Genomic DNA, 17,982 nt, shown 5'->3' with positions numbered 1-17,982 from the left:
CATCTGTTTGAGTAAATAACATGCCAGACTATATGCTAATATAAAGCCATTATTAAGTTAATTCTGATAAAATGCGAATATTTTTACGACTTAATATTACAGATCGGCGTTTTGAATTCTTGTTGCAGTTGGCGTGAAAAGAGGAGGAAAGGTGAGAAGAAGAACGGAAAAAGTGAAAAGTATGAAGGCATCCAGGCTATTTGCCATGCCGACAGGTTACAGAATTCCGGATCAAGCTAAGTACTGCCGGAAAAACATGGATTTTGAAGAAGTCATTAGTCATTTTTTTGGCTGTTTCATAACTCAATGAAACTTGTACAGTGCGGTTGCTCAATAGGGTCTTGTATCAAACCATTTCTTTTTGACAAATGATTAAAAAACAAATCCACTTTAAATCTCCGAATCATTTTTTGAGCTGATTTTATATTCCCTGGAATCCTTGCCGTCAGGCGACCATTTGAATATGACTTTGGTGAATTTCAGATCGTGTACAATTTCATTGATATTTTTCAGAAAAGACTTCTGACTTGCTTTGGGTTCAAACTTTTCACTGGTAAAAACAAGAATTTCATTCCGGTTTCCCGCGTTTGCAATCTGAATATTTTCCTGCTTCAGAATGGATTCCTTAGATTGCACATATGATTTTCTGAGTTCCGGAAACTGCTTTGTCTGTATTTCTATGATTTTGTTTTTCAGAATATTGCCTTGCTCTTTAACCTGCTTGTCTTTGTGGTGAAGGGATTCCTGATACAGTGCTGCATTGGACTGGTGCCATGCAATGCTGGTTGCCAGATCGGGATCCACCTGTCCGGTTTTTAGCTTTTCATCAATGTCGATAATTTTGTTTTGAATAAACAGCACAACGTTATTATTGTCCGCAATGTCGGCTTCTTTCGGTGAAATGTAATAATAGGTAATTCCTGCTGCTGCTACTGCAAGTAAAAAAAATACGATATACTTGAAAATATTCTGTTTTTCAGGAGCACTGCCTTCCATTTAACAATCTGATTAGTTTCCTCAATGATACTCTTTTTCTTTTATACCCAAAATAGGATGCTACTTATATTTGCAAATAAAGAGACGGAAATAAAATAGGGAAAAAGCAATCCTGGCCGTTTGAAAATACAAAAGGCATGGTTATACAAGTAAAATCAAGGCAAATGCACGCACCGATTTCACTGAAATGAATGGCGTCGGAAAAGCTCAATTAAATAGCAGATAAGTTTGTTCGCTGACTGGAAAAAAGTTACTTTTTCTGCATCAGCTTATGATCCTTTTGGATGGATTCTTTGATATCTTCAATATCATGATGCGTCAGCCAGTTTCTGAAATCCGGAACGTTCGCGGGTTTGAAATGCGTCACATTGCCGTCTTTCAGTAAAATGGTAAATAAATTATCGGCTTGCAGGAACCTGGTGAGATAACAGAACGGATAGCGAAAGTCTGGGAAAAAGTAGTCTGAAATTTCGTAATTCATAACTAAGCTGTGGTTAAATTGTTCAGGTAACGGATCGTTATTTACATGTTCTGTTTGTACCTGTTCAGAATTCTGAACCTTTCTTTCACTAACCGGGCGGCGCTTGTTACTGCAATAAATCTGGCTGCAATCCTTTCTTATTCAGGATTACAGCCATCGCATTCTAGAATTCCGCAAATTCTTTTTTCACTTTGTCATGCAGTAAAAAAATTCGGTTGGCAACCGCCAGACATTCCATGGACGTCATCTGATCAATGGTATTGATGGCGGCGTTTCCTATAACCTGGCCTCTTTCATTGAATCTCGGACCCTTCCTGGAAACTGCCTGACATATACTTTCCCATTCGGAATTAAGCTGTGCTGAAAAATAACGGGATGGAATAACCTGAAAGTAGCTGGCCTGCGCTTTCAGATGTTCCTTGCATAATGACAGATTTGTGGTCAGATTCTGCGTGAATTTGGATAATTCAATGTAAACGAAAATGTTTGACTTCTTCATAAATTTAGGTAAGTTCGATAATAAGGATGATGCTGTTACTTTGTTGTCTTTCGGAAATCTACGATGATGGATAGCTTACCAGAAAGCAGGATAATGAATTTGAAAAGATGCTGCGGTTTGTTACCGTATGCTTGTGACTTCGAATTTCAAGTTGAATTTCTTTAAGCATCCTGTTTAAACAAGTAGTTAAAGATGCAATGTAAATGTTTATAATTTCTACAAATATGATTTAATCAGTCTACACAGCGATACCTTAAAATTAGAGTTTAAATCTTGTAAGGCTTTTTTGTTGTTCTGTAAAACGGACAAATTATATTGTCAGACGGACATATGAAGCATTTATACCGATGCGGCAAAATTCAGCCGTATGAATATTTCAAGCAAAAATTGAATCCTGCTGTTAACCGGAACCTCCTAATAATGAGCTTAGTAACTAGCTGGCATTATCAAACCATTTTATCTTATATTCAAAGTAGGTTGCAGCTTCACTTCCTGAAACTGCATAAGATTCCTTGAATGTTAGACAAGTTCAACAAAAGAATTTGAAACCATCTTTTCCAGCAATTATGTACATTGCAGTACGTTGTATTCGCAGCAAAAACGATTAAAATAAATCAGAGAACATGAAAAGTTACATTCTTTTGTTTCTGGCATTTGTCAGTTTCCATAATCTTGCTGCACAGTCTGCAAGCAACAACGGATTTGGTTATCTGGGCTTTAACCACCTTGCACTGCAGGTAAAGGACATGGAAGCCAGCAAGGATTTTTATACAAATGTCGTCGGGCTCAAACCGATCAGCGTTCCGGATAGTCTGAAAGCGATCCGTGGCTGGTTTGATACAGGAAACGGGCAGCAGCTTCATTTGCTTGCCGGCCGCACTACGCCGGTTGTCAATGATAAAAACGGCGGTCATTTTGCAATTTTCGTCAGTTCGATTGAAGCGGCTGAAAAGTTCCTGAGTGCGCGCAAAACCCCGTTCCACAAACAAGTACGGTTTGACGGCGTAACACAGATTTATTTTGCTGATCCAGACGGGTACCTGATCGAAGTAAATCAGAAAAAGTAAGTTTTTGCTGATGGCAGTAAGTCAGGAAATCTAATGTTGATTTTTTAAATCCTAGTGTTCATAATCAGGGATTTATTGCTGCGCCAGGCGTTGTACTTATTATTGGTTTGTACATACATGCCAGTTGTCGGAAAACAAGCAGGAAAGAAAAATCAGTGGCAATGAGCTGTACTGGTATGAAATTTTTTGTTCTGCGTTGAAATTTTTAACGTTTCTAAATGAAGATTAATCAGTTTTATAACAAGGTTTACACCTGGATTCTGAATACCGGCCCGTCTGTTTTACTTGGAATTATTATTCTGATCGTCGGTTTCTGGCTTATTAAAGTTCTTTCAAGATGGATGTCGGGCCATATGAACAGGAAGAACATTGATCCTTCGCTCACACCTTTTTTTCTCAGCCTGACAATCACCGCTTTAAGAGTTCTGCTGATTGTCACCGTCATGCAGATCGTAGGCATACAAATGACGGTGTTTGCCGCATTGATCGGTGCCTTGGGTGTGGCGGCAGGACTTGCGCTTTCCGGCACTTTGCAGAATTTTACAAGCGGCATTCTGATTCTTGTATTGAAACCTTTTGAAGTCGGTGACAATATTCTGGCGCAAGGGCAGGAGGGAACCGTTTCCGCAATCAAAATTTTTTATACGATTGTGACTACCTACGATAACCGGAAAGTTGTGATCCCAAACAGCAAACTTTCGAATGAAGTCATTGTAAATATCAGTGGATCAGGCAGCCGTCGTCTGGATATTGAACTGAAATTCAGCAACAGTATTGAATATGCAGCCGTTAAAGCCAGGATTGAGGAAGTGCTGAACAGTTCGCAGCACGCATTGAAATCGCCGGAAAGAAGAATCGGTATTTCATCCATTGAAACGGACGGTTATAAAGTGCTGGTTAATGTGTGGCTTAATTCACACGGGTTTGTGGATTCCAAACTGCAGATCCAGGAAGAAATTATGGAAGGATTAAAATCATCCGGACTAAAATTGCCGGGCATGTAAGTGGCATCGGTAAACCTGATTAATCTGGAATAAGAAACATTTTATTCTTACGTTCTTCATTATACGTTTGAGGAAGCAGATAATAAGATTTAGCATTTACTTGATCCAGAAGAATAAGCTTTGGATCAAGTAAATTACATTAAAACACAGGCTGCTGTTGCCATTATATTTCTGATTGGTAGTCAGTATATCACATCCATGTAAAGGGGTTTCCAGATGCAATGTGCGTGATTTTGACGGCTGGAAGTTTTGGCTGAAGCCATTCCACAAACCATTCCATTCCCGGTTCTTCACTGACGGCATGTCCCAGAACGATCAATGCCATATTTCCACCGAGCAGGCGCAAATCGCGTACATATTCTGCCGTTTCCCATTCGGAAACTTCCCCGTCAACAAGCACGTCCGGCTTTTCTGAAGAAGCGGCATTGATCTGGAATTGTCCGCCGGCTGCACCGGGCAGCAAAGCAATGCGTTCACACCATTGTTCCGGATCGCCGATTATCCTCAGATTGCTGATTCCCAATGTAGTTTTAAGATGCTGTACAAGTTGCTTCAGGGAAACTTTCGGAATGGTAAGTACCGGACTTTCGGCTTTGTAATAAGGAAGCCATTCTGCCTTTCTGGCTACGCCGTAGCTGATGATGTCCGGGTTGATGGAATGACAATAATCATGGAATCTCCAGATCGCTATTTTATGCTTTTCCAGTAACTGCAGTTTCCTGGCAAGTACCGTGTTGTTTTTAACCAGATTTACGTCGTCGCGGTGATTATAAAAAGACGGTTCATGCGCAATGATAAAATTGGCATTGCGCTTTACAGCTTCCTCGATCACAGTAATGGTGGGAAACATAGTCGTTATAATTCCGGTCACCGGCTGATTTGCATTTCCGGATTTCAGGGTGTCCACCGTATTTTTGATCGGTGCCAGCGCACCTTCTTTCAGAACAAGATTGATTACATCCTGAACCGTAAAGGTTTTATCCAGAATCTGCTCTTCAGCGGCAAATGCGGGTTTCATGCCCGCGAGGGCAATTCCGGCTGCGGCTTTAAAACTGCTGTCTAGAAAGTTTCTTCTGGTGAGGCCGGAAAATCCGGATAAGGCAGGATTTTTCATGAGTATGGAATTTCTTGAAATCAGTTGAAACGATGCGTTGTATTTTTTACTATAAATGTATGAACTGAAAAGTTTAAAGCAGGCAGCTGTAAGCTGACCGTACAAAGACAGCCGCCAAAAGCCCGTTTACAAAGCTTTTCTGTGGCAGCTTTTTTTATTCAACAAGCATTCCATTACGAAATTTTACCTGTTCATCTATTGTTAAATAAATAAATGTCCGGTAAATAAAAGTATCAGAACCAAAGTATGAGCCAGTTGAATCTTTTCGGATCAGATAAAAACCTGGTTTTCCCGCAGAACCTGCTGGAATATTACGCTGCATTTCTGCATGAAGAGCAAGGCAGAAGTCTGATGCACCAGCTTGCCGAGGAGGTTCCTTGGACTCAGCAAACAATCCGCATGTATGGAAAACAGCTTCTTACGCCAAGATTAACAGCCTGGTATGGTGACAAAGGCAAAGCATACCGGTTTTCGGGATCAACATTTGAACCGCTTCCATGGACTGCGGAATTGTCAAATCTCAAAGAAAAAATAGCGGAATTTACCGGATTGAACTTTAACAGCGTCTTACTGAATTATTACCGCAATGGAAATGATTCTGTGGCGTGGCACAGCGATAATGAAGAAGAGCTTGGCAACAATCCGTGCATTGTATCCGTAAGTCTGGGGCAGCCGAGGCAATTTGATTTCCGGCATAAGACAGATCATTCCGGCAAATATTCACTGCGCCTCGAAAACGGTTCGCTGCTGATCATGAAAGGGGATCTTCAGCATCACTGGGAACACCGGATTCCCAAGTCAGCCAAAGATACCGGCGAACGTATCAATTTGACTTTCAGAACAATTATGTAATAACAGAATGTCGCTTATACCGGATTACTTAAACTTGCATTGCCGGAGTTCAGTGCGTGGAAAAAAGAAGTTGCGGACTTGCTAAACAAGAATTTTCATGCCGTCTTCCGCACAGGCATGTACAATCTTGTGCCGGTTTTTAAGCATTTGTTTGTCCAGATGTGTTAGCAGAATCTTCCGGAAGTTCATTTTTGGAAGATGGCTTTTAAGTTCAGCATAATTCAGATGTCCTTTGACTTTTCCTGTAAAAAAGGTGCATTCACAAATAAACAGATCTGCGTTTTCAGCAAGTGAAATCAGCTGATCGGTCCATTCCGTATCGCCGGAATAGGCAATGATCTTGCCGGCTGTATAAATCCGGATGCCATGCGGAAGCGATGCTGAGGAATGAACAACCGGCCTGGCAATCAGTTCCAAATCGTCATTGACAATCATTTGCTCATCTGAAAATTCCATAAACCTCAGATTCAGTTTTTCCATGATATTACTGCCGGGATAAAGCAATGCCAGCAACGGATGCATCTTTTCGCTGCATCCGGGCGGACTTACAATGGTTATCGGCTTTGTTCTCTGTTTTTCAGCGGCTTCGAGCAGGAAAAAAGGCAAACCGCCATAATGATCACCATGAAAATGTGAAATGATAATGGTGCTGATTTCCTCTGGATTGATATTCAATTCTTTAAGCCCCGGATAGGCGCTGGCTCCGCAATCTATCAGAAACTGGTTCGATGCTGTTTTAATGTGAAAACAGGTATTTCTTCTGCCGCCGCTTCCAAATGCGTCTGAACATCCGATTACGGTCAATTCCACTGGTTTCATCCGTCATGAGGATTTTAGTTTACGGCAACGTGCCCATGGTATTGATTTGTTTAAAATACTGTTCCTGAATGTGCAACATACAAATTTCGTATTTCCTCTACTCCTGCAGGAACCCGCTTATTTTACTTTGACAAAGCCTTAAAATAAATCAAACGGATTTTGGAACAGTTCAGGTTTCATAATTACCAGTTCATGAGAAAACTGCTTTTTCTGAAAGCATGAAAGACGGATTTTTGATCAGAAATAACAAGATAACCCGTTCCTGTTAGCCATGAAAATAACCGTACTGTTACTGCTTGCAGTGACTTCCATCAACACCGGCAACACAACACAGCAACTGGCCGAAACATCTGCGGATGATCAGATGAATAAAGAAATAGCCGCTTCCGGAATTACAAAAGATTATGAAAAGCATCCAGCCTTTGCAGTGATCAGAAACTGTAACTGAACAAACATATATAAACCGGAAAGGCACCGGAACTTGCCGGTGCCTTTCTGAAATCCTGCTTAAATCGCACTGCGTTTTATTTTACTGGTTTTTTGAAAATGCTGCTGTCCACCGGTGTGTTGATGGCTATCTTGTTGGTTATAAAGGTAATTGTTCCCATTTGCGCGTTGCTGATATCCATTGCATTCGGAAATTTGATGCCTTCTGTTTCTTTGTAATCCGAGAATTCTATTTCACCTTCCTGACCGTTCATAACCATTTTGACCTTGTTCACCAGAAACGTGTTTCCATCCAGATATTCATCGTAGCTTGTGCCGTCTTTGGTAGTTACCTTGACGTGATAAACATCCTTCTTGTCCAGTTTTTCTTTTCCGACCAGTTCCACTTTGTTCCCTTTTTCCTTGTAATCGACCAGGCCGCCAAACGGATCCAGTGTGCTCATTTGTTGTTTCAGCAAGTCAGCCGGCATATCTTCCGGCTCTCCGGTACCGCCCATCTGCGTAGGACGGATCATCCATCCTTTGGAATCATCCACAACCTGAATCATGGAATTACCCATTACTGTAGATTCATTTCTTAGCGATTTGCCAATAATAACCGTTGTCTTGGTAGGGATTTCCATGCCATTTACCGCAAGCGAACGTTCCGTAACCAGCGTATTGACGGATTTGATTTTGTCCAATCCGCCGAGTGCAGCAACATGCTTGTCCACGATCTCGTCCACGGTTTGTGCGAAAGAGCCGGCATAGATGAACATGGCAGCCAGCGTGTAAAAAAATGAGTTTGTTTTCATTTGGCTTTGGTTTTATTGTTAATTATTTTGGATTACTGAAAATCAGCGCGGTGCATTTCCACCGGAGGGAGCAGGGCCCAATTGCTGGGCACCGCCTTCACTTTTTACATCATCGTTATTAACCGATTTGGCCTTTCTTTTCGGAGCGTCCATGGTCATTTTTCCGATTTTGTAAGTGAATGTCAGCCTTACGCCGCGATTGTAGAGGTAAATGTCATTAACCTGGCTGAAATTCCGTGAATCCAGTTGCGAATGAATATTGAAACGGCGGCTCAGGAAGTTTTCAGCAGCAAGTCCGACGCTTCCTTTCTTGTTGGCAAAATCCTTTTTCACACCAATCGTGTAAAATCCGAAGCCACCCTGCTTTCCTTGAATCTGTACCTGCGTTCCCTGCATGAAACCGAAAGCCTGAGCGCCCCATCCATTCCTGAAAGTAGCCTGTGAAAATATACCGCCGCTTACGTTGAAACCGGAATTTGTAATTTCTTTGCTTATGCCGTTCTCAATCGTTTGTCCGGTGAGTGTGGTGTAAAATGCGTTGGCAAATATCCCGAAATTGATTTTAGTTGTTGCCGCTATGTTGGCGAACAGATTGGTACCGTAAGCATGCTGTTTTCCGATATTCTCATACGTTGTAACAATGGCACCGGCAAGCGTATCCGACGGCTGGCGAACCTGGGAAATGGCATTATTGGTCACGCGGCCGAAGAATGTGGCATTTACAAACGTTTTCTTGATGTTCTTGCTTAATCCGAGCTCGAAATTATTGGTCAGTTCGGGACGCAGTTCCGGATTTCCGATGGTAATGTTCTGCGGGTTCGCCGAATTGAAGTTCGGATTCAGCTGCTGAAGGCCCGGGCGTTGAATCCTGCGGTTGTAACCCAGCTTGATCGTCGTTCCTTTTACCGTTTTGGACGCATTCATACTCGGTACAAGCACACCGTAATTGCCGACTCCGACGGAACCTTCGTTGGTGCTCGCATCAATGAAAGTGTGTTCATACCGCAGCCCGCCTTTCAGGGTATAGCGGCTTTTGGTAGTGTACGTGTAAGATGTATATCCGGCTGCAATGTTCTGGTGATAAAGTAGCTCACCCGATGGCTGGTCTTTTTCAGGAACAAATCCGCCTGTGGGTTCAGCAATAAGAAAACTGTAATCACTGTTCACCTGCCGGAAAATGGCCTTGCCGCCGAATTCAAGCAACTGGTTTTTCTTAACAGGAGTCTGGTAATCGGACTGGAATGTAAATTCCTGATTCAGGTTTTTGTTCAGGTTTCGCTGGCGATTGGTCAGCTGGTCACTGCCGTTCAGCAGGTTTGCATCGAAATTGTTGGTCAGGTCGTTGCGGCTGTAAAGCGTGGAAATGCTCCATTCCTGCTGCGGCTTGAAAGTATGCAGATAATCCAGATTGACGTCCACCGTTCCTGAAAGGTTTTTCGCATCCACATTCCGTTTTGAAATTTCATCCGACGCACTGCTTTTGGTCAGGCGCGTAATCAGGTCCTGTTCACTGATCATATTCCGGACGCCATAACGTACGCCGGCAGTCAGGCTCTGGTTTTTGGCAAGATCGTAATCAAACCCAAGATTATAATTTCCGAAAAGCCCTTTGCTGTTTCCGTCTCCGGTCTGCGTGGTGGTGGTCGCATTTCCGGCTACAATACTGGTTTGCTCAAGACTTGTTTTGGTAATCGTATTGTACATGCCGCGTCCGAACCCGCCGATGGTAAAACCGGCTTTTCCCTTGCGGTAGCCGCCATTGAGTGAAAGCATGGAACCGCGGTTACCAATTCCCGAATCCACATTCAGGTTTAAACCCTGCAGGCTGTTTTTCTTCGTTATGATATTGATGATACCGCCGGAACCTTCGGCATCGTACTTGGAAGAAGGACTTGTTATTACTTCCACTGTTTTAATCTGGTCCGCAGGAATTTGTTTCAAAGCATCGGAAACACTGCTGGCAACGATGGTACTGGGCTTGTTATTGATCAGTACACGGATATTCTGATTGCCTCTTAACGAAACATTGCCGTCCAGGTCCACAGAAAGCAATGGTACTTTGCGCAGTATGTCCGTAGCGTCGCCTCCTTTGGCAGCAATGTCTTTCTCCGCATTATAAACCAGTCTGTCCACTTTTTCCTCGATCAGCGCAGCTTGTCCGGTCACTGTTACCTCATTAAGGGTCTTGATGTTGGAGCCCAGTTTGATAATGCCAAGGTCCAGCTGCTGGCCTTTTTCAAGTTTGATATTGTCGAGTGATTTATTGCTGTAACCGATGAAGGAAATCAATATCTTATACTCGCCGGCAACAAGTTTGTTGAGCTCAAATTTTCCTTTTTCATCTGCCACCGTTCCATCAATGGCCTGTCCGGTACTTTTATTATATAGCGCAATACTTACAAATTCAATGGCATTTGCGGAGACGGAATCTACGATGGAACCACTGATTCTGGAAGTTCCTTTCGGGCTTTGGTCACCGGCAGTTCCCGGCAGGGCTTTGGGCTGCGCTGTTCCGCCGGCACCTGGAAACTGTGCAAAAGTCGGCGTCACAAAAACGGTCAGAAGGATAGAAGTGGCAAGCAAAAATTTGTTCATCATGAAGATTTTTAATTTAACAGATTAAAATTGCCACGTAAATGTGTCTGCGGAAAGAAAAATATGACAAATGCAGGAAATACCCGGATGGACGATTGCCAGAAGCCGACAACCTGTTTCGGTCCGTAGCAGAAAAGAAGATGAAACCGGAATCGGCTGGAATAATCCGTTCTGCCAAAATACCGGATGGACAAACATTAGGCAATCGGCCCGTCCAAACGGCAAAACTGCAGTACATGACTTATTGTGTAAGGTACAAAGCAAGCTGCGGCAATGACCATTCACGAAGTATCTGACCATTGAATCATTTTGGTCTTGTACCAATGGTCACTCCGGCTAAATTTACCGATATGCAATTGTAAATGGGTAAATATGCTGCGGTTTCTTAGTTCACTGTTTTTATTCTGGATGGCTTTTCAGTTCATGAACTGCCGACCGGTACAATCCACCTTGAAAAAAGGGATGGTTGCCAATTATGACAAAGCTGTGAAGGAGCATATCCTGTTTATGGAATTTGATATCAGAACAGGTGCCAAAGGACGACAGGAGAAAGTAAAACTGGTTCGTGCTGTGGCCGGAAACGGCAGAACGAAGGGGCTGAACAGTCCGGTTCATGGGCCATACCGGATTATGATGGTACCGCGTTACAGGTCCAATGCTTTGGAAAAAGAATTTTACTATGAACATCCGCTTTTCAGGTCTGTCGAAGTTGCAAGCCCGGGCGGCACATTAAGTAAAGCTTCCATTGCTGCAAAACAGGGAATGCTTTCCGTGCGGATACAGGAAAATGCCGATCTGGACAGGATTGAGTTATTCAGCCTGACTCCCGACAAAGGAACTACCAAAATTTATACCGTGTATTTTCAGCCATGATCCGAACAGTTTGTTTTCTTTTTGCTTTGTTGATCTTCGATCATTCTTACGCACAGAAATTCCCGGTCGATACCATATACAAAACTGGACCGCTGGAAAAACGCATTAACGTGGTTATTCTGGGAGATGGCTTTACCGAAAGTCAGTTACCGGAATTTAGAGCCGAAGCCAGAAACTTTGCCGATTTTATCCTTGCCTACGAACCATATAACCACTATAAGCATTACTTCAATTTTTTTGCCATCCCGACGCCTTCCAAAGAAAGCGGTGTTACCAATCCGGGTACAGCACCGGACGCGTATCCGGATCAGCCTGTTGAAACAAAGGATACTTTTTACGGCGCCAGTTTTGGCGGAACTATTCACAGGCTGGTTACAGTAGAAAAGTCATCCGTAATTGAAAATGTGCTTGCATTGAACATGCCGCAGGTTGATCTGACGGTTGTACTGGTCAATACGCCTTTTTACGGCGGTTCCGGCGGTTCCTATGCGGTGTACACGCTGCATCCGCTTGCAAATACCATTGGCGTACATGAAATCGGGCATACGTTTTCCAGCCTCAGCGATGAGTACTGGGCAGGCACTGCGTATGGACAAGAAGCGCAAAACATGACTGCAGAAAGCCGGAGGGAAGCGGTAAAATGGAAAAACTGGCTTAATGAAACTAGGATTGGGGTTTTTAGTTATGGGGAGGAAGGGGACGCCGCACGTTGGTTTAAACCTTCCAGTTCGAGTTGTCTGATGGAATTTCTGGATCAGCCATTTTGTGCAGTTTGCCGGGAAGGAACAACGGAACGCATTCTTCAGATTGTAAATCCGGTTGAAAAGGTGCTGCCGGATACTTCGGAAGCCGTGATTTTGTCGGAAAGTGACCAAACGTTTGAACTTGGCTTACTTGATCCAGAACCAAATACACTGAAGGTTGAATGGAAACTGAACGGTAAACCGATCGGAAACAAGCATTCAAAACTGAACTTGTCCGTAAAAGACCTGCCGGCCGACAATGCCGTGCTTACGGCAACGGTGTTTGATTCCACTTTTTTGAGCAGGCAAGAGGAAGCCCGAACTATCCGAACGCATGCTGTGCAATGGCAGCTTGCCAGCAGCAATGCAGCGCAGGTATTCAGGTTAAAAGTAAGTGAAAATCGTATTTGTCTGGGTTCGTACAGCATGATTACTGCTGCGGGGTGCATGGGAACAGTCAGCTGGTCAACCGGTGAAAGTGCTGAAAGCATTACGGTTAAGCCGGTGCATGATGCCACGTACACCGCAACCTGCAGTATGGATGGCCAGCCTTTACAAACGCTGGATGCAACCATCACCGTATTGCCGCTGCCAACTGCAACGGCTGTCAACGGCGGTCCGTACTACGAAGGTTCTGCGATTCAACTGGAGGCAGACGGCGGAACTGCATTCCTGTGGAACGGGCCGGAGCAATTCGGTTCCTTGTTCCAGAATCCGGTTATTGAAAATGCCACAGCCCGCAATGCCGGTATTTACGAGGTGAAAGTTACGGATGCCAATGGCTGCAGTGCAACAGCGCAAACGGAAGTAAAAGTGGATCCCATTCTTGCAACTGGTCAGGATCTGCAAGCATGGGTCCGGATTTCACCCAATCCGGCAAAAGATTTTATTCGTGTAAAAACGGCATTGCATGGCGAATCGCAGCTGGATATTTATGATCTGAACGGAAGAAAAGTAGCTTCCCGTTCTTTCCATTCTGAAACAGAAATTAACCTGAATGTCAGTGCCGGCTTGTATATATATAAATTTACCAACGGTCCGAAAGAGGTTTCAGGCAAACTTCTGCTGCATTAAAATCCCGGCCAGCAGATTTCATGCAGCGGGTTAAAACCAGTCTGAAAAGGTAAGCAGAGGTTTATTCAGTAACAGATTTCGGCTTGCGTCCGACTTTGGTACGGTTGCGGATCTTGTCCGGGCGGGGACGTATTTCCTTGTCCTGGAAATAAAGCTTCAATGATTCCAGGATTATATCTTTTTGTGTCAGACCTTCCCAATAACCGTAATCCTTCATATTTTCCATCAGGATATAGTCGCAGTCGAAGGTAACTTTGGTTGGAGCACCTTCCGGAACCTCGTTGGTTTTGATGATTTCAGGTTCTTCATGTACGTCAGAAACCAGTGGAAGAGGTGCAAAATCAAATTTCCTTTCCTTTGCCATAGTATCAGTTATTGATTCGTTCTAAAATTTCTTTGGTCAGCTTGTAATAATCTTCGGCGCCGTTGCTGTTTGGTGCGTAATCAAAAATGGTTGTTCCGTTTGCCTGCGCTTCTGAAAGGGCAATATTATCACGAATGTACGAATCCATAAATACTTCACCAAGTTGTTCTTTCGTTGCCGATATCAGTTCATGGCTGATTTTCTTCCGGATCTTGGGATTGTAACGTGTTGCAAAAACGCCGCCCAGGTTGGTATTCGGACTGATCTTTTTGATTTCTGCCGAATAGACTAGAAAGTTGCGCAACCCTTCGTAACTCAGAAACTCCGCCTGAAGCGGAACATAATACTGATGGCAGGATACCAGCGCCAGCCTTGTATTTCCGTAAAGCGCAGGCGGGCAGTCAATGATCACAAAGTCATACCGGTCCCTGACTTTCTCGAGTGCAATTTTTAAATTAAAAGGAAATACGGGCGCTGATTTAATCGTGTCTTCACGATGGATCATTTCCGCTGATCCCGGCAATACATCTATGTCGCCAACGCGCTTTACAATTTCATCAAATTCAAATTCACCTGTGATAAACGAACCGCTGTCTTTTTTAAGTCCCGCATGCGTGATGCCGAAACTTTTGGTAAGGCTGGCCTGCGCATCAAGGTCAATGACCAACACTCTTGCATTGGCAAATTTGCTGAGACCGGCAGCAATACTCTGAGCCGAAGTAGTTTTTCCTACACCGCCTTTGTTGTTGACTATACTGATGATTTTCATTAAAAGTATTATATAAATAAAAAGTAAAAGGTTTATCTCCTGTTTGGTATGTAAATAAACGTAAAATATTTTTAACGCTAATATTATAAATGATAAGTGTTAAAAGTTTTTTTATAGTATATTAATATAGAATGTATTAAAAGTTTAAAATGTATTAAATGCTTGTAAATAGTTCTTTTTCTTTATAATGTATAAACGATTAATAATGAGTACGTTTACAGAAACGTGCTGTAAGGCTGAGGAACAAATTTTACCATTTTCAGAAAGGACAATTCGCAGTTCCACAAAAAAAGGAGCCGGTATGCGGCTCCTTGAAATTTCAAATTTGATGTACTTCTTTTTATACCGATGCACTGGCGGCGCTAGCAACTGCTTCCCGGTTCAGCTTGGCCGTCACATATTTGTGAATTCTGTACATCAGTAGAGCAGTGACAAAAATCGCAAAAACGACCACATTACCCAAAGTAGGATAATTTTTAATGTAACCCGTACTTGTTTCCGTAACGATGAATCCCGCGATCAGCGAAGCAATCCCGCCTGCGATTTGCTGGACAGAAGAATTTACACCCATAAAAGCACCGCGATCCTGAGGTTCCGGCACTGCAGTCATCAGTGCAGATGCAGAAATCATCCTTCCCGTAATCCCGACAAAAAGTAAAACATTCAACGTGATAATGATCCATAACGGCGTAATCCCAAGATTGCAATAGATCAGTGTCATGGCGCATGCAATGGCCGAACCGCCCAGAAATACTTTATACTTCCCGATCCTGTCGCTTAACTTCCCGATAAACGGACTGAAAACAAGCATGCAGATTCCGGTAATCATGTATAAAGTCGGAAGCTGGTCTTCCTTGATCCCGAGATTGTTCACACCGAAAGCCGTACCAAAAGGCATCAGCATGAACCCGCCTGTAGCAAGTAATATCGTTGCGGCAAATCCCTGAAGATACTCCGGCCGCGATAAAGTTTTTCCGAGATGACTGAATGCATTGCTCTTCGTCTGCATTTTCAAATGCCCGTTAATTGGTTGCATGTATTTGAAAATCAGCAATCCGACAACGATACTCAATCCGACAATCATCAAAAAAGGAGCATGCCAGCTTGACACTTTAGCAAGGTACAAGCCGATCGGAATGCCGAGAACCTGACTGCTTGCAAATGCCATCTGAACAAAACCCATTACCCTTCCACGCACTTCAATAGCAAACAGGTCCGTAATAATAGCCGAGGTAATGGAACCGATTACGCCGCCGAACAAGCCTGTGAAAATCCGGGCCATGAGAAGAAAATGATAATCCGGAGCAATGCCGCAAAGAAATGTACCGATAACAAAACCGGTATAGAAAAACAGCAGCAGCTTTTTTCTGTCAAACTTATCCGCAAAACCTGCTGTCAGCAATCCGGCCGCTCCGGCACTGAAGGCATAAGCCGAAACAACGAGCCCGAACTGACTTGTACTGATGGAAAGCTCGTCAAGCAATATGTAACCCAACGGGGAAAGGACCATGAAATCAAGTACTACGGTAAACTGCAGTGTGGCGATAATAGCGATAATAAATTTTTCATAACCGGTAAAAACACTGGTTTTTTGGTCTGTCATATAGAAATTCTGTTAAGTTTCAATAATTTAGTTCTTCACACATATAGCCCGCCTGCTTTATTTTTTCTATCACCGACAGACAGTCCGGATGCGTAGACTCGATGCGAAGCACGTTGTCTATATCTGTGATGTCCACATGCCAGTTGATGATTTCCGGACAGGCATTCAGCATTGGCATCAGCAATCGTACATCTTTTTTTCGGTTTATACTCGTTCGGAAAACAAGTATAAATGCTTGATTCAGAAGGTTGTCATTCATAATCAATATAAAGGTCTATAGATGGAGCCAATCTTTATGCCAGTAATCAAAATGGGGGAATCTGTATTTTTGGGAATTGTTCGTGCTCACCCTGAATTAATAATGCCGAACGTTTAATGCTGAGTATCAGGAATGTGTCATGATAAAGTTTTCCAGAATTTTTTTGTTATAACCTTTGTATCCGCCCTGAAAATCCCTTCCGGCAACGGCAATGAAATCCGCCATGCGTTTGGAGTTAAGTTGCGCAAGTAAAAATTCATAATCGCCCTCATATTTTATAAAATACCCGGAGTATACCAGAACTTCAGGATTTTCATACAAAACAAAATTCGGGTAAAGGTTCATGGGCGAAAAGATGATTTTTCTTCCGAAAGATGTGTCCAGTGCCTGCGCTCTTCCAAATGCATACCATGCTACCGCGTTGGGCTTTCCATTATCACGACGATCGAGCGCCGGTTTTACTTTAAGCAGATACGCATATGCATACGGAAAATTTTCAGCTAGTCTGTTTTCGGCAATAATCCGCTGCTTATCCGAATCATCCTTGTAATACGGAAACAGCACATATTCCGTAACGGGTTCATCCGCCGTTTTCAGCCTTGAACCTTTAATAGCAGGTTTCAGCAGATCTTTTTCAAGATGTGTAAAAATGCCGTTTTTACTTTTGGCATAAACAATCCCGTCAAGTTCTTCAATGATGGTAAAAAAATAAAATCCATCCGCAAGGGTTGTAATCCCGACCGAAATACGGCAGATTTCACCAAGCTTCAATCCATCTTCAGGCTGGACAACGTTTACTGACAATTTCCACTGATTTTGGCCACTTAATTCGGAATAGGCAATTTTTCTTTGCTGATAATAAAAATCACGGTCCATGCATTGCTCATATCGGAATTCATGCTGCTTGGCTTTGCCAAAAATCGTAATGGCCGTATAAGTTGATGCATTTTCAAAAACAGGATACGCAGCATAATTCGTAATCCTTATCAATTGCTGACTTTCAACAAAATAGGAGCGCAGCGGTTTTCCGGTTTCCGATGTAAAATAGGAATTGGGTGTAATAAATCCGCATATGCCCTTCTGGGACAACAATGTGACCGCCAGCTGAAAAAATGCAATAAACGTATCAGTCGAACCGGAACTGCAGAAAGAATATTTGTTCTGAATATACTTCCGCTGCTTTTCCGACAAATGCTGGATTCTGATATAAGGCGGATTTCCGAAAATGAAGTCGTACCGCTTTCCGGAATAATATTGTTTGAGTGCATCGCGTCGATGCAGGTTCCATTTTACTTTCAGTTCAAAGGGCTTGATCAGTTCATCCAGATTTTTACGGCAGCTCTCGATGGCATCCGGATCAATATCCCAGCCTTCCAGATTCTGTAATTTTTCAACGACCGTTTCCGGGGATGCCTTTTTCAAAATATACGCTGCCAGCGGAACAAGAAACCGGCCGTCGCCACAAGCCGGGTCGAGAATTTTGCAGGAAGTCAGGTCAGCATCGTAAAATCCCGAATCAAGAAAAATTTTATCTACAATATGAAAAGGAGTGTAAACTTGCCCAAGCAGTTTTTTTTTCTGGTAAGTGCGCGTTTGTGAAGCCATTGACTTGATTCTTTGCCTTGCGAA

Annotated in this window: 18 protein-coding genes; 6 read left to right on the top strand and 12 right to left on the bottom strand. The window is 43.0% G+C overall.

Features of this window, described 5'->3' with window-relative positions:
• Nucleotides 1–390 precede the first annotated feature (390 nt).
• The 3 genes from FEM55_RS04140 to FEM55_RS04130 all read right to left on the bottom strand — a co-directional run bounded on the left by FEM55_RS04140 (nucleotide 391) and on the right by FEM55_RS04130 (nucleotide 1,976).
• Nucleotides 391–996, bottom strand: coding sequence for a hypothetical protein (locus tag FEM55_RS04140; protein ID WP_138280031.1), 606 nt, complete (start codon nucleotides 994–996; stop codon nucleotides 391–393).
• A gap of 250 nt (nucleotides 997–1,246) precedes the next feature.
• Nucleotides 1,247–1,477 (bottom strand): hypothetical protein, encoded by a 231-nt coding sequence (locus tag FEM55_RS04135; protein WP_138280030.1) that lies wholly within the window; start codon nucleotides 1,475–1,477, stop codon nucleotides 1,247–1,249.
• 163 nt (nucleotides 1,478–1,640) lie between these two features.
• Entirely contained in the window at nucleotides 1,641–1,976 is a 336-nt protein-coding gene (locus tag FEM55_RS04130) for a hypothetical protein (protein WP_138280029.1), read from the bottom strand.
• A 623-nt stretch (nucleotides 1,977–2,599) separates the two neighbouring features.
• Here FEM55_RS04130 and FEM55_RS04125 point away from each other — a divergent pair.
• Complete coding sequence (locus FEM55_RS04125; protein WP_138280028.1) at nucleotides 2,600–3,043, top strand: VOC family protein; 444 nt, start codon at nucleotides 2,600–2,602, stop codon at nucleotides 3,041–3,043.
• A gap of 218 nt (nucleotides 3,044–3,261) precedes the next feature.
• Nucleotides 3,262–4,047, top strand: a complete 786-nt coding sequence (locus FEM55_RS04120) for a mechanosensitive ion channel family protein (protein WP_138280027.1) — start codon at nucleotides 3,262–3,264, stop codon at nucleotides 4,045–4,047.
• A gap of 190 nt (nucleotides 4,048–4,237) precedes the next feature.
• Here the strand turns inward: FEM55_RS04120 and FEM55_RS04115 are convergent, their stop codons facing one another.
• Entirely contained in the window at nucleotides 4,238–5,161 is a 924-nt protein-coding gene (locus FEM55_RS04115; RefSeq protein WP_229209081.1) for a Nif3-like dinuclear metal center hexameric protein, read from the bottom strand.
• A gap of 246 nt (nucleotides 5,162–5,407) precedes the next feature.
• Between FEM55_RS04115 and FEM55_RS04110 the strand changes: the two genes are divergently transcribed.
• Nucleotides 5,408–6,013 carry an alpha-ketoglutarate-dependent dioxygenase AlkB family protein gene (locus FEM55_RS04110; RefSeq protein ID WP_138280026.1) on the top strand — a complete coding sequence of 202 codons (606 nt, stop codon included), beginning with the start codon at nucleotides 5,408–5,410 and terminating at the stop codon, nucleotides 6,011–6,013.
• A gap of 81 nt (nucleotides 6,014–6,094) precedes the next feature.
• Here the strand turns inward: FEM55_RS04110 and FEM55_RS04105 are convergent, their stop codons facing one another.
• Nucleotides 6,095–6,832 (bottom strand): MBL fold metallo-hydrolase, encoded by a 738-nt coding sequence (locus FEM55_RS04105; protein WP_138280025.1) that lies wholly within the window; start codon nucleotides 6,830–6,832, stop codon nucleotides 6,095–6,097.
• Between the two features lie 271 nt (nucleotides 6,833–7,103).
• On the opposite strand from FEM55_RS04105, the gene FEM55_RS24860 reads away from it, so the two are divergent.
• Entirely contained in the window at nucleotides 7,104–7,280 is a 177-nt protein-coding gene (locus FEM55_RS24860; RefSeq protein WP_171036456.1) for a hypothetical protein, read from the top strand.
• Nucleotides 7,281–7,356: 76 nt separating this feature from the next.
• Here the strand turns inward: FEM55_RS24860 and FEM55_RS04100 are convergent, their stop codons facing one another.
• Both FEM55_RS04100 and FEM55_RS04095 read right to left on the bottom strand, forming a co-directional pair.
• Nucleotides 7,357–8,073, bottom strand: a complete 717-nt coding sequence (locus FEM55_RS04100) for an outer membrane lipoprotein-sorting protein (RefSeq protein ID WP_138280024.1) — start codon at nucleotides 8,071–8,073, stop codon at nucleotides 7,357–7,359.
• 42 nt (nucleotides 8,074–8,115) lie between these two features.
• Nucleotides 8,116–10,668: a TonB-dependent receptor gene (locus FEM55_RS04095; RefSeq protein WP_138280638.1), complete on the bottom strand. Its 2,553-nt coding sequence runs from the start codon at nucleotides 10,666–10,668 to the stop codon at nucleotides 8,116–8,118.
• A gap of 372 nt (nucleotides 10,669–11,040) precedes the next feature.
• Here FEM55_RS04095 and FEM55_RS04090 point away from each other — a divergent pair, with 372 nt between their 5' ends.
• Complete coding sequence (locus FEM55_RS04090; protein WP_138280023.1) at nucleotides 11,041–11,541, top strand: hypothetical protein; 501 nt, start codon at nucleotides 11,041–11,043, stop codon at nucleotides 11,539–11,541.
• Complete coding sequence (locus FEM55_RS04085; protein ID WP_138280022.1) at nucleotides 11,538–13,358, top strand: M64 family metallopeptidase; 1,821 nt, start codon at nucleotides 11,538–11,540, stop codon at nucleotides 13,356–13,358. The genes FEM55_RS04090 and FEM55_RS04085 overlap by 4 nt, the downstream gene beginning before the upstream one ends.
• 61 nt (nucleotides 13,359–13,419) lie before the next feature.
• On the opposite strand, the gene FEM55_RS04080 is transcribed toward FEM55_RS04085, so the two are convergent.
• From FEM55_RS04080 to FEM55_RS04060, 5 genes are all read right to left on the bottom strand, one after another.
• Nucleotides 13,420–13,722, bottom strand: a complete 303-nt coding sequence (locus FEM55_RS04080) for a hypothetical protein (protein ID WP_138280021.1) — start codon at nucleotides 13,720–13,722, stop codon at nucleotides 13,420–13,422.
• 4 nt (nucleotides 13,723–13,726) lie between these two features.
• Nucleotides 13,727–14,491, bottom strand: a complete 765-nt coding sequence (locus FEM55_RS04075; RefSeq protein WP_138280020.1) for a ParA family protein — start codon at nucleotides 14,489–14,491, stop codon at nucleotides 13,727–13,729.
• 340 nt (nucleotides 14,492–14,831) lie between these two features.
• Nucleotides 14,832–16,094 carry an MFS transporter gene (locus FEM55_RS04070; RefSeq protein ID WP_138280019.1) on the bottom strand — a complete coding sequence of 421 codons (1,263 nt, stop codon included), beginning with the start codon at nucleotides 16,092–16,094 and terminating at the stop codon, nucleotides 14,832–14,834.
• Between the two features lie 19 nt (nucleotides 16,095–16,113).
• Nucleotides 16,114–16,353, bottom strand: a complete 240-nt coding sequence (locus FEM55_RS04065) for a hypothetical protein (protein WP_138280018.1) — start codon at nucleotides 16,351–16,353, stop codon at nucleotides 16,114–16,116.
• Nucleotides 16,354–16,479: 126 nt separating this feature from the next.
• Nucleotides 16,480–17,958 carry an HsdM family class I SAM-dependent methyltransferase gene (locus tag FEM55_RS04060; protein WP_138280017.1) on the bottom strand — a complete coding sequence of 493 codons (1,479 nt, stop codon included), beginning with the start codon at nucleotides 17,956–17,958 and terminating at the stop codon, nucleotides 16,480–16,482.
• Nucleotides 17,959–17,982 lie beyond the last annotated feature (24 nt).

The sequence above is a fragment of the Dyadobacter sediminis genome (assembly GCF_005860765.1).
Lineage (GTDB): Bacteria > Bacteroidota > Bacteroidia > Cytophagales > Spirosomataceae > Dyadobacter > Dyadobacter sediminis.
The sequence above is the reverse complement of the archived record's forward strand: the minus strand, read 5'-3'. Positions and strand labels throughout refer to the sequence as shown.

What these genes read in the sequence shown, in the direction of transcription:
- FEM55_RS24860 (WP_171036456.1), top strand. Translation starts at nt 7,104, where the DNA reads ATGAAAATAACCGTACTGTTACTGCTTGCAGTGACTTCCATCAACACC.
- FEM55_RS04130 (WP_138280029.1), bottom strand. Translation starts at nt 1,976, where the DNA reads ATGAAGAAGTCAAACATTTTCGTTTACATTGAATTATCCAAATTCACG.
- FEM55_RS04115 (WP_229209081.1), bottom strand. Translation starts at nt 5,161, where the DNA reads ATGAAAAATCCTGCCTTATCCGGATTTTCCGGCCTCACCAGAAGAAAC.
- FEM55_RS04100 (WP_138280024.1), bottom strand. Translation starts at nt 8,073, where the DNA reads ATGAAAACAAACTCATTTTTTTACACGCTGGCTGCCATGTTCATCTAT.
- FEM55_RS04135 (WP_138280030.1), bottom strand. Translation starts at nt 1,477, where the DNA reads ATGAATTACGAAATTTCAGACTACTTTTTCCCAGACTTTCGCTATCCG.
- FEM55_RS04120 (WP_138280027.1), top strand. Translation starts at nt 3,262, where the DNA reads ATGAAGATTAATCAGTTTTATAACAAGGTTTACACCTGGATTCTGAAT.
- FEM55_RS04085 (WP_138280022.1), top strand. Translation starts at nt 11,538, where the DNA reads ATGATCCGAACAGTTTGTTTTCTTTTTGCTTTGTTGATCTTCGATCAT.
- FEM55_RS04095 (WP_138280638.1), bottom strand. Translation starts at nt 10,668, where the DNA reads ATGAACAAATTTTTGCTTGCCACTTCTATCCTTCTGACCGTTTTTGTG.
- FEM55_RS04140 (WP_138280031.1), bottom strand. Translation starts at nt 996, where the DNA reads ATGGAAGGCAGTGCTCCTGAAAAACAGAATATTTTCAAGTATATCGTA.
- FEM55_RS04105 (WP_138280025.1), bottom strand. Translation starts at nt 6,832, where the DNA reads ATGAAACCAGTGGAATTGACCGTAATCGGATGTTCAGACGCATTTGGA.
- FEM55_RS04090 (WP_138280023.1), top strand. Translation starts at nt 11,041, where the DNA reads ATGCTGCGGTTTCTTAGTTCACTGTTTTTATTCTGGATGGCTTTTCAG.
- FEM55_RS04125 (WP_138280028.1), top strand. Translation starts at nt 2,600, where the DNA reads ATGAAAAGTTACATTCTTTTGTTTCTGGCATTTGTCAGTTTCCATAAT.
- FEM55_RS04110 (WP_138280026.1), top strand. Translation starts at nt 5,408, where the DNA reads ATGAGCCAGTTGAATCTTTTCGGATCAGATAAAAACCTGGTTTTCCCG.
- FEM55_RS04080 (WP_138280021.1), bottom strand. Translation starts at nt 13,722, where the DNA reads ATGGCAAAGGAAAGGAAATTTGATTTTGCACCTCTTCCACTGGTTTCT.
- FEM55_RS04070 (WP_138280019.1), bottom strand. Translation starts at nt 16,094, where the DNA reads ATGACAGACCAAAAAACCAGTGTTTTTACCGGTTATGAAAAATTTATT.
- FEM55_RS04065 (WP_138280018.1), bottom strand. Translation starts at nt 16,353, where the DNA reads ATGAATGACAACCTTCTGAATCAAGCATTTATACTTGTTTTCCGAACG.
- FEM55_RS04060 (WP_138280017.1), bottom strand. Translation starts at nt 17,958, where the DNA reads ATGGCTTCACAAACGCGCACTTACCAGAAAAAAAAACTGCTTGGGCAA.
- FEM55_RS04075 (WP_138280020.1), bottom strand. Translation starts at nt 14,491, where the DNA reads ATGAAAATCATCAGTATAGTCAACAACAAAGGCGGTGTAGGAAAAACT.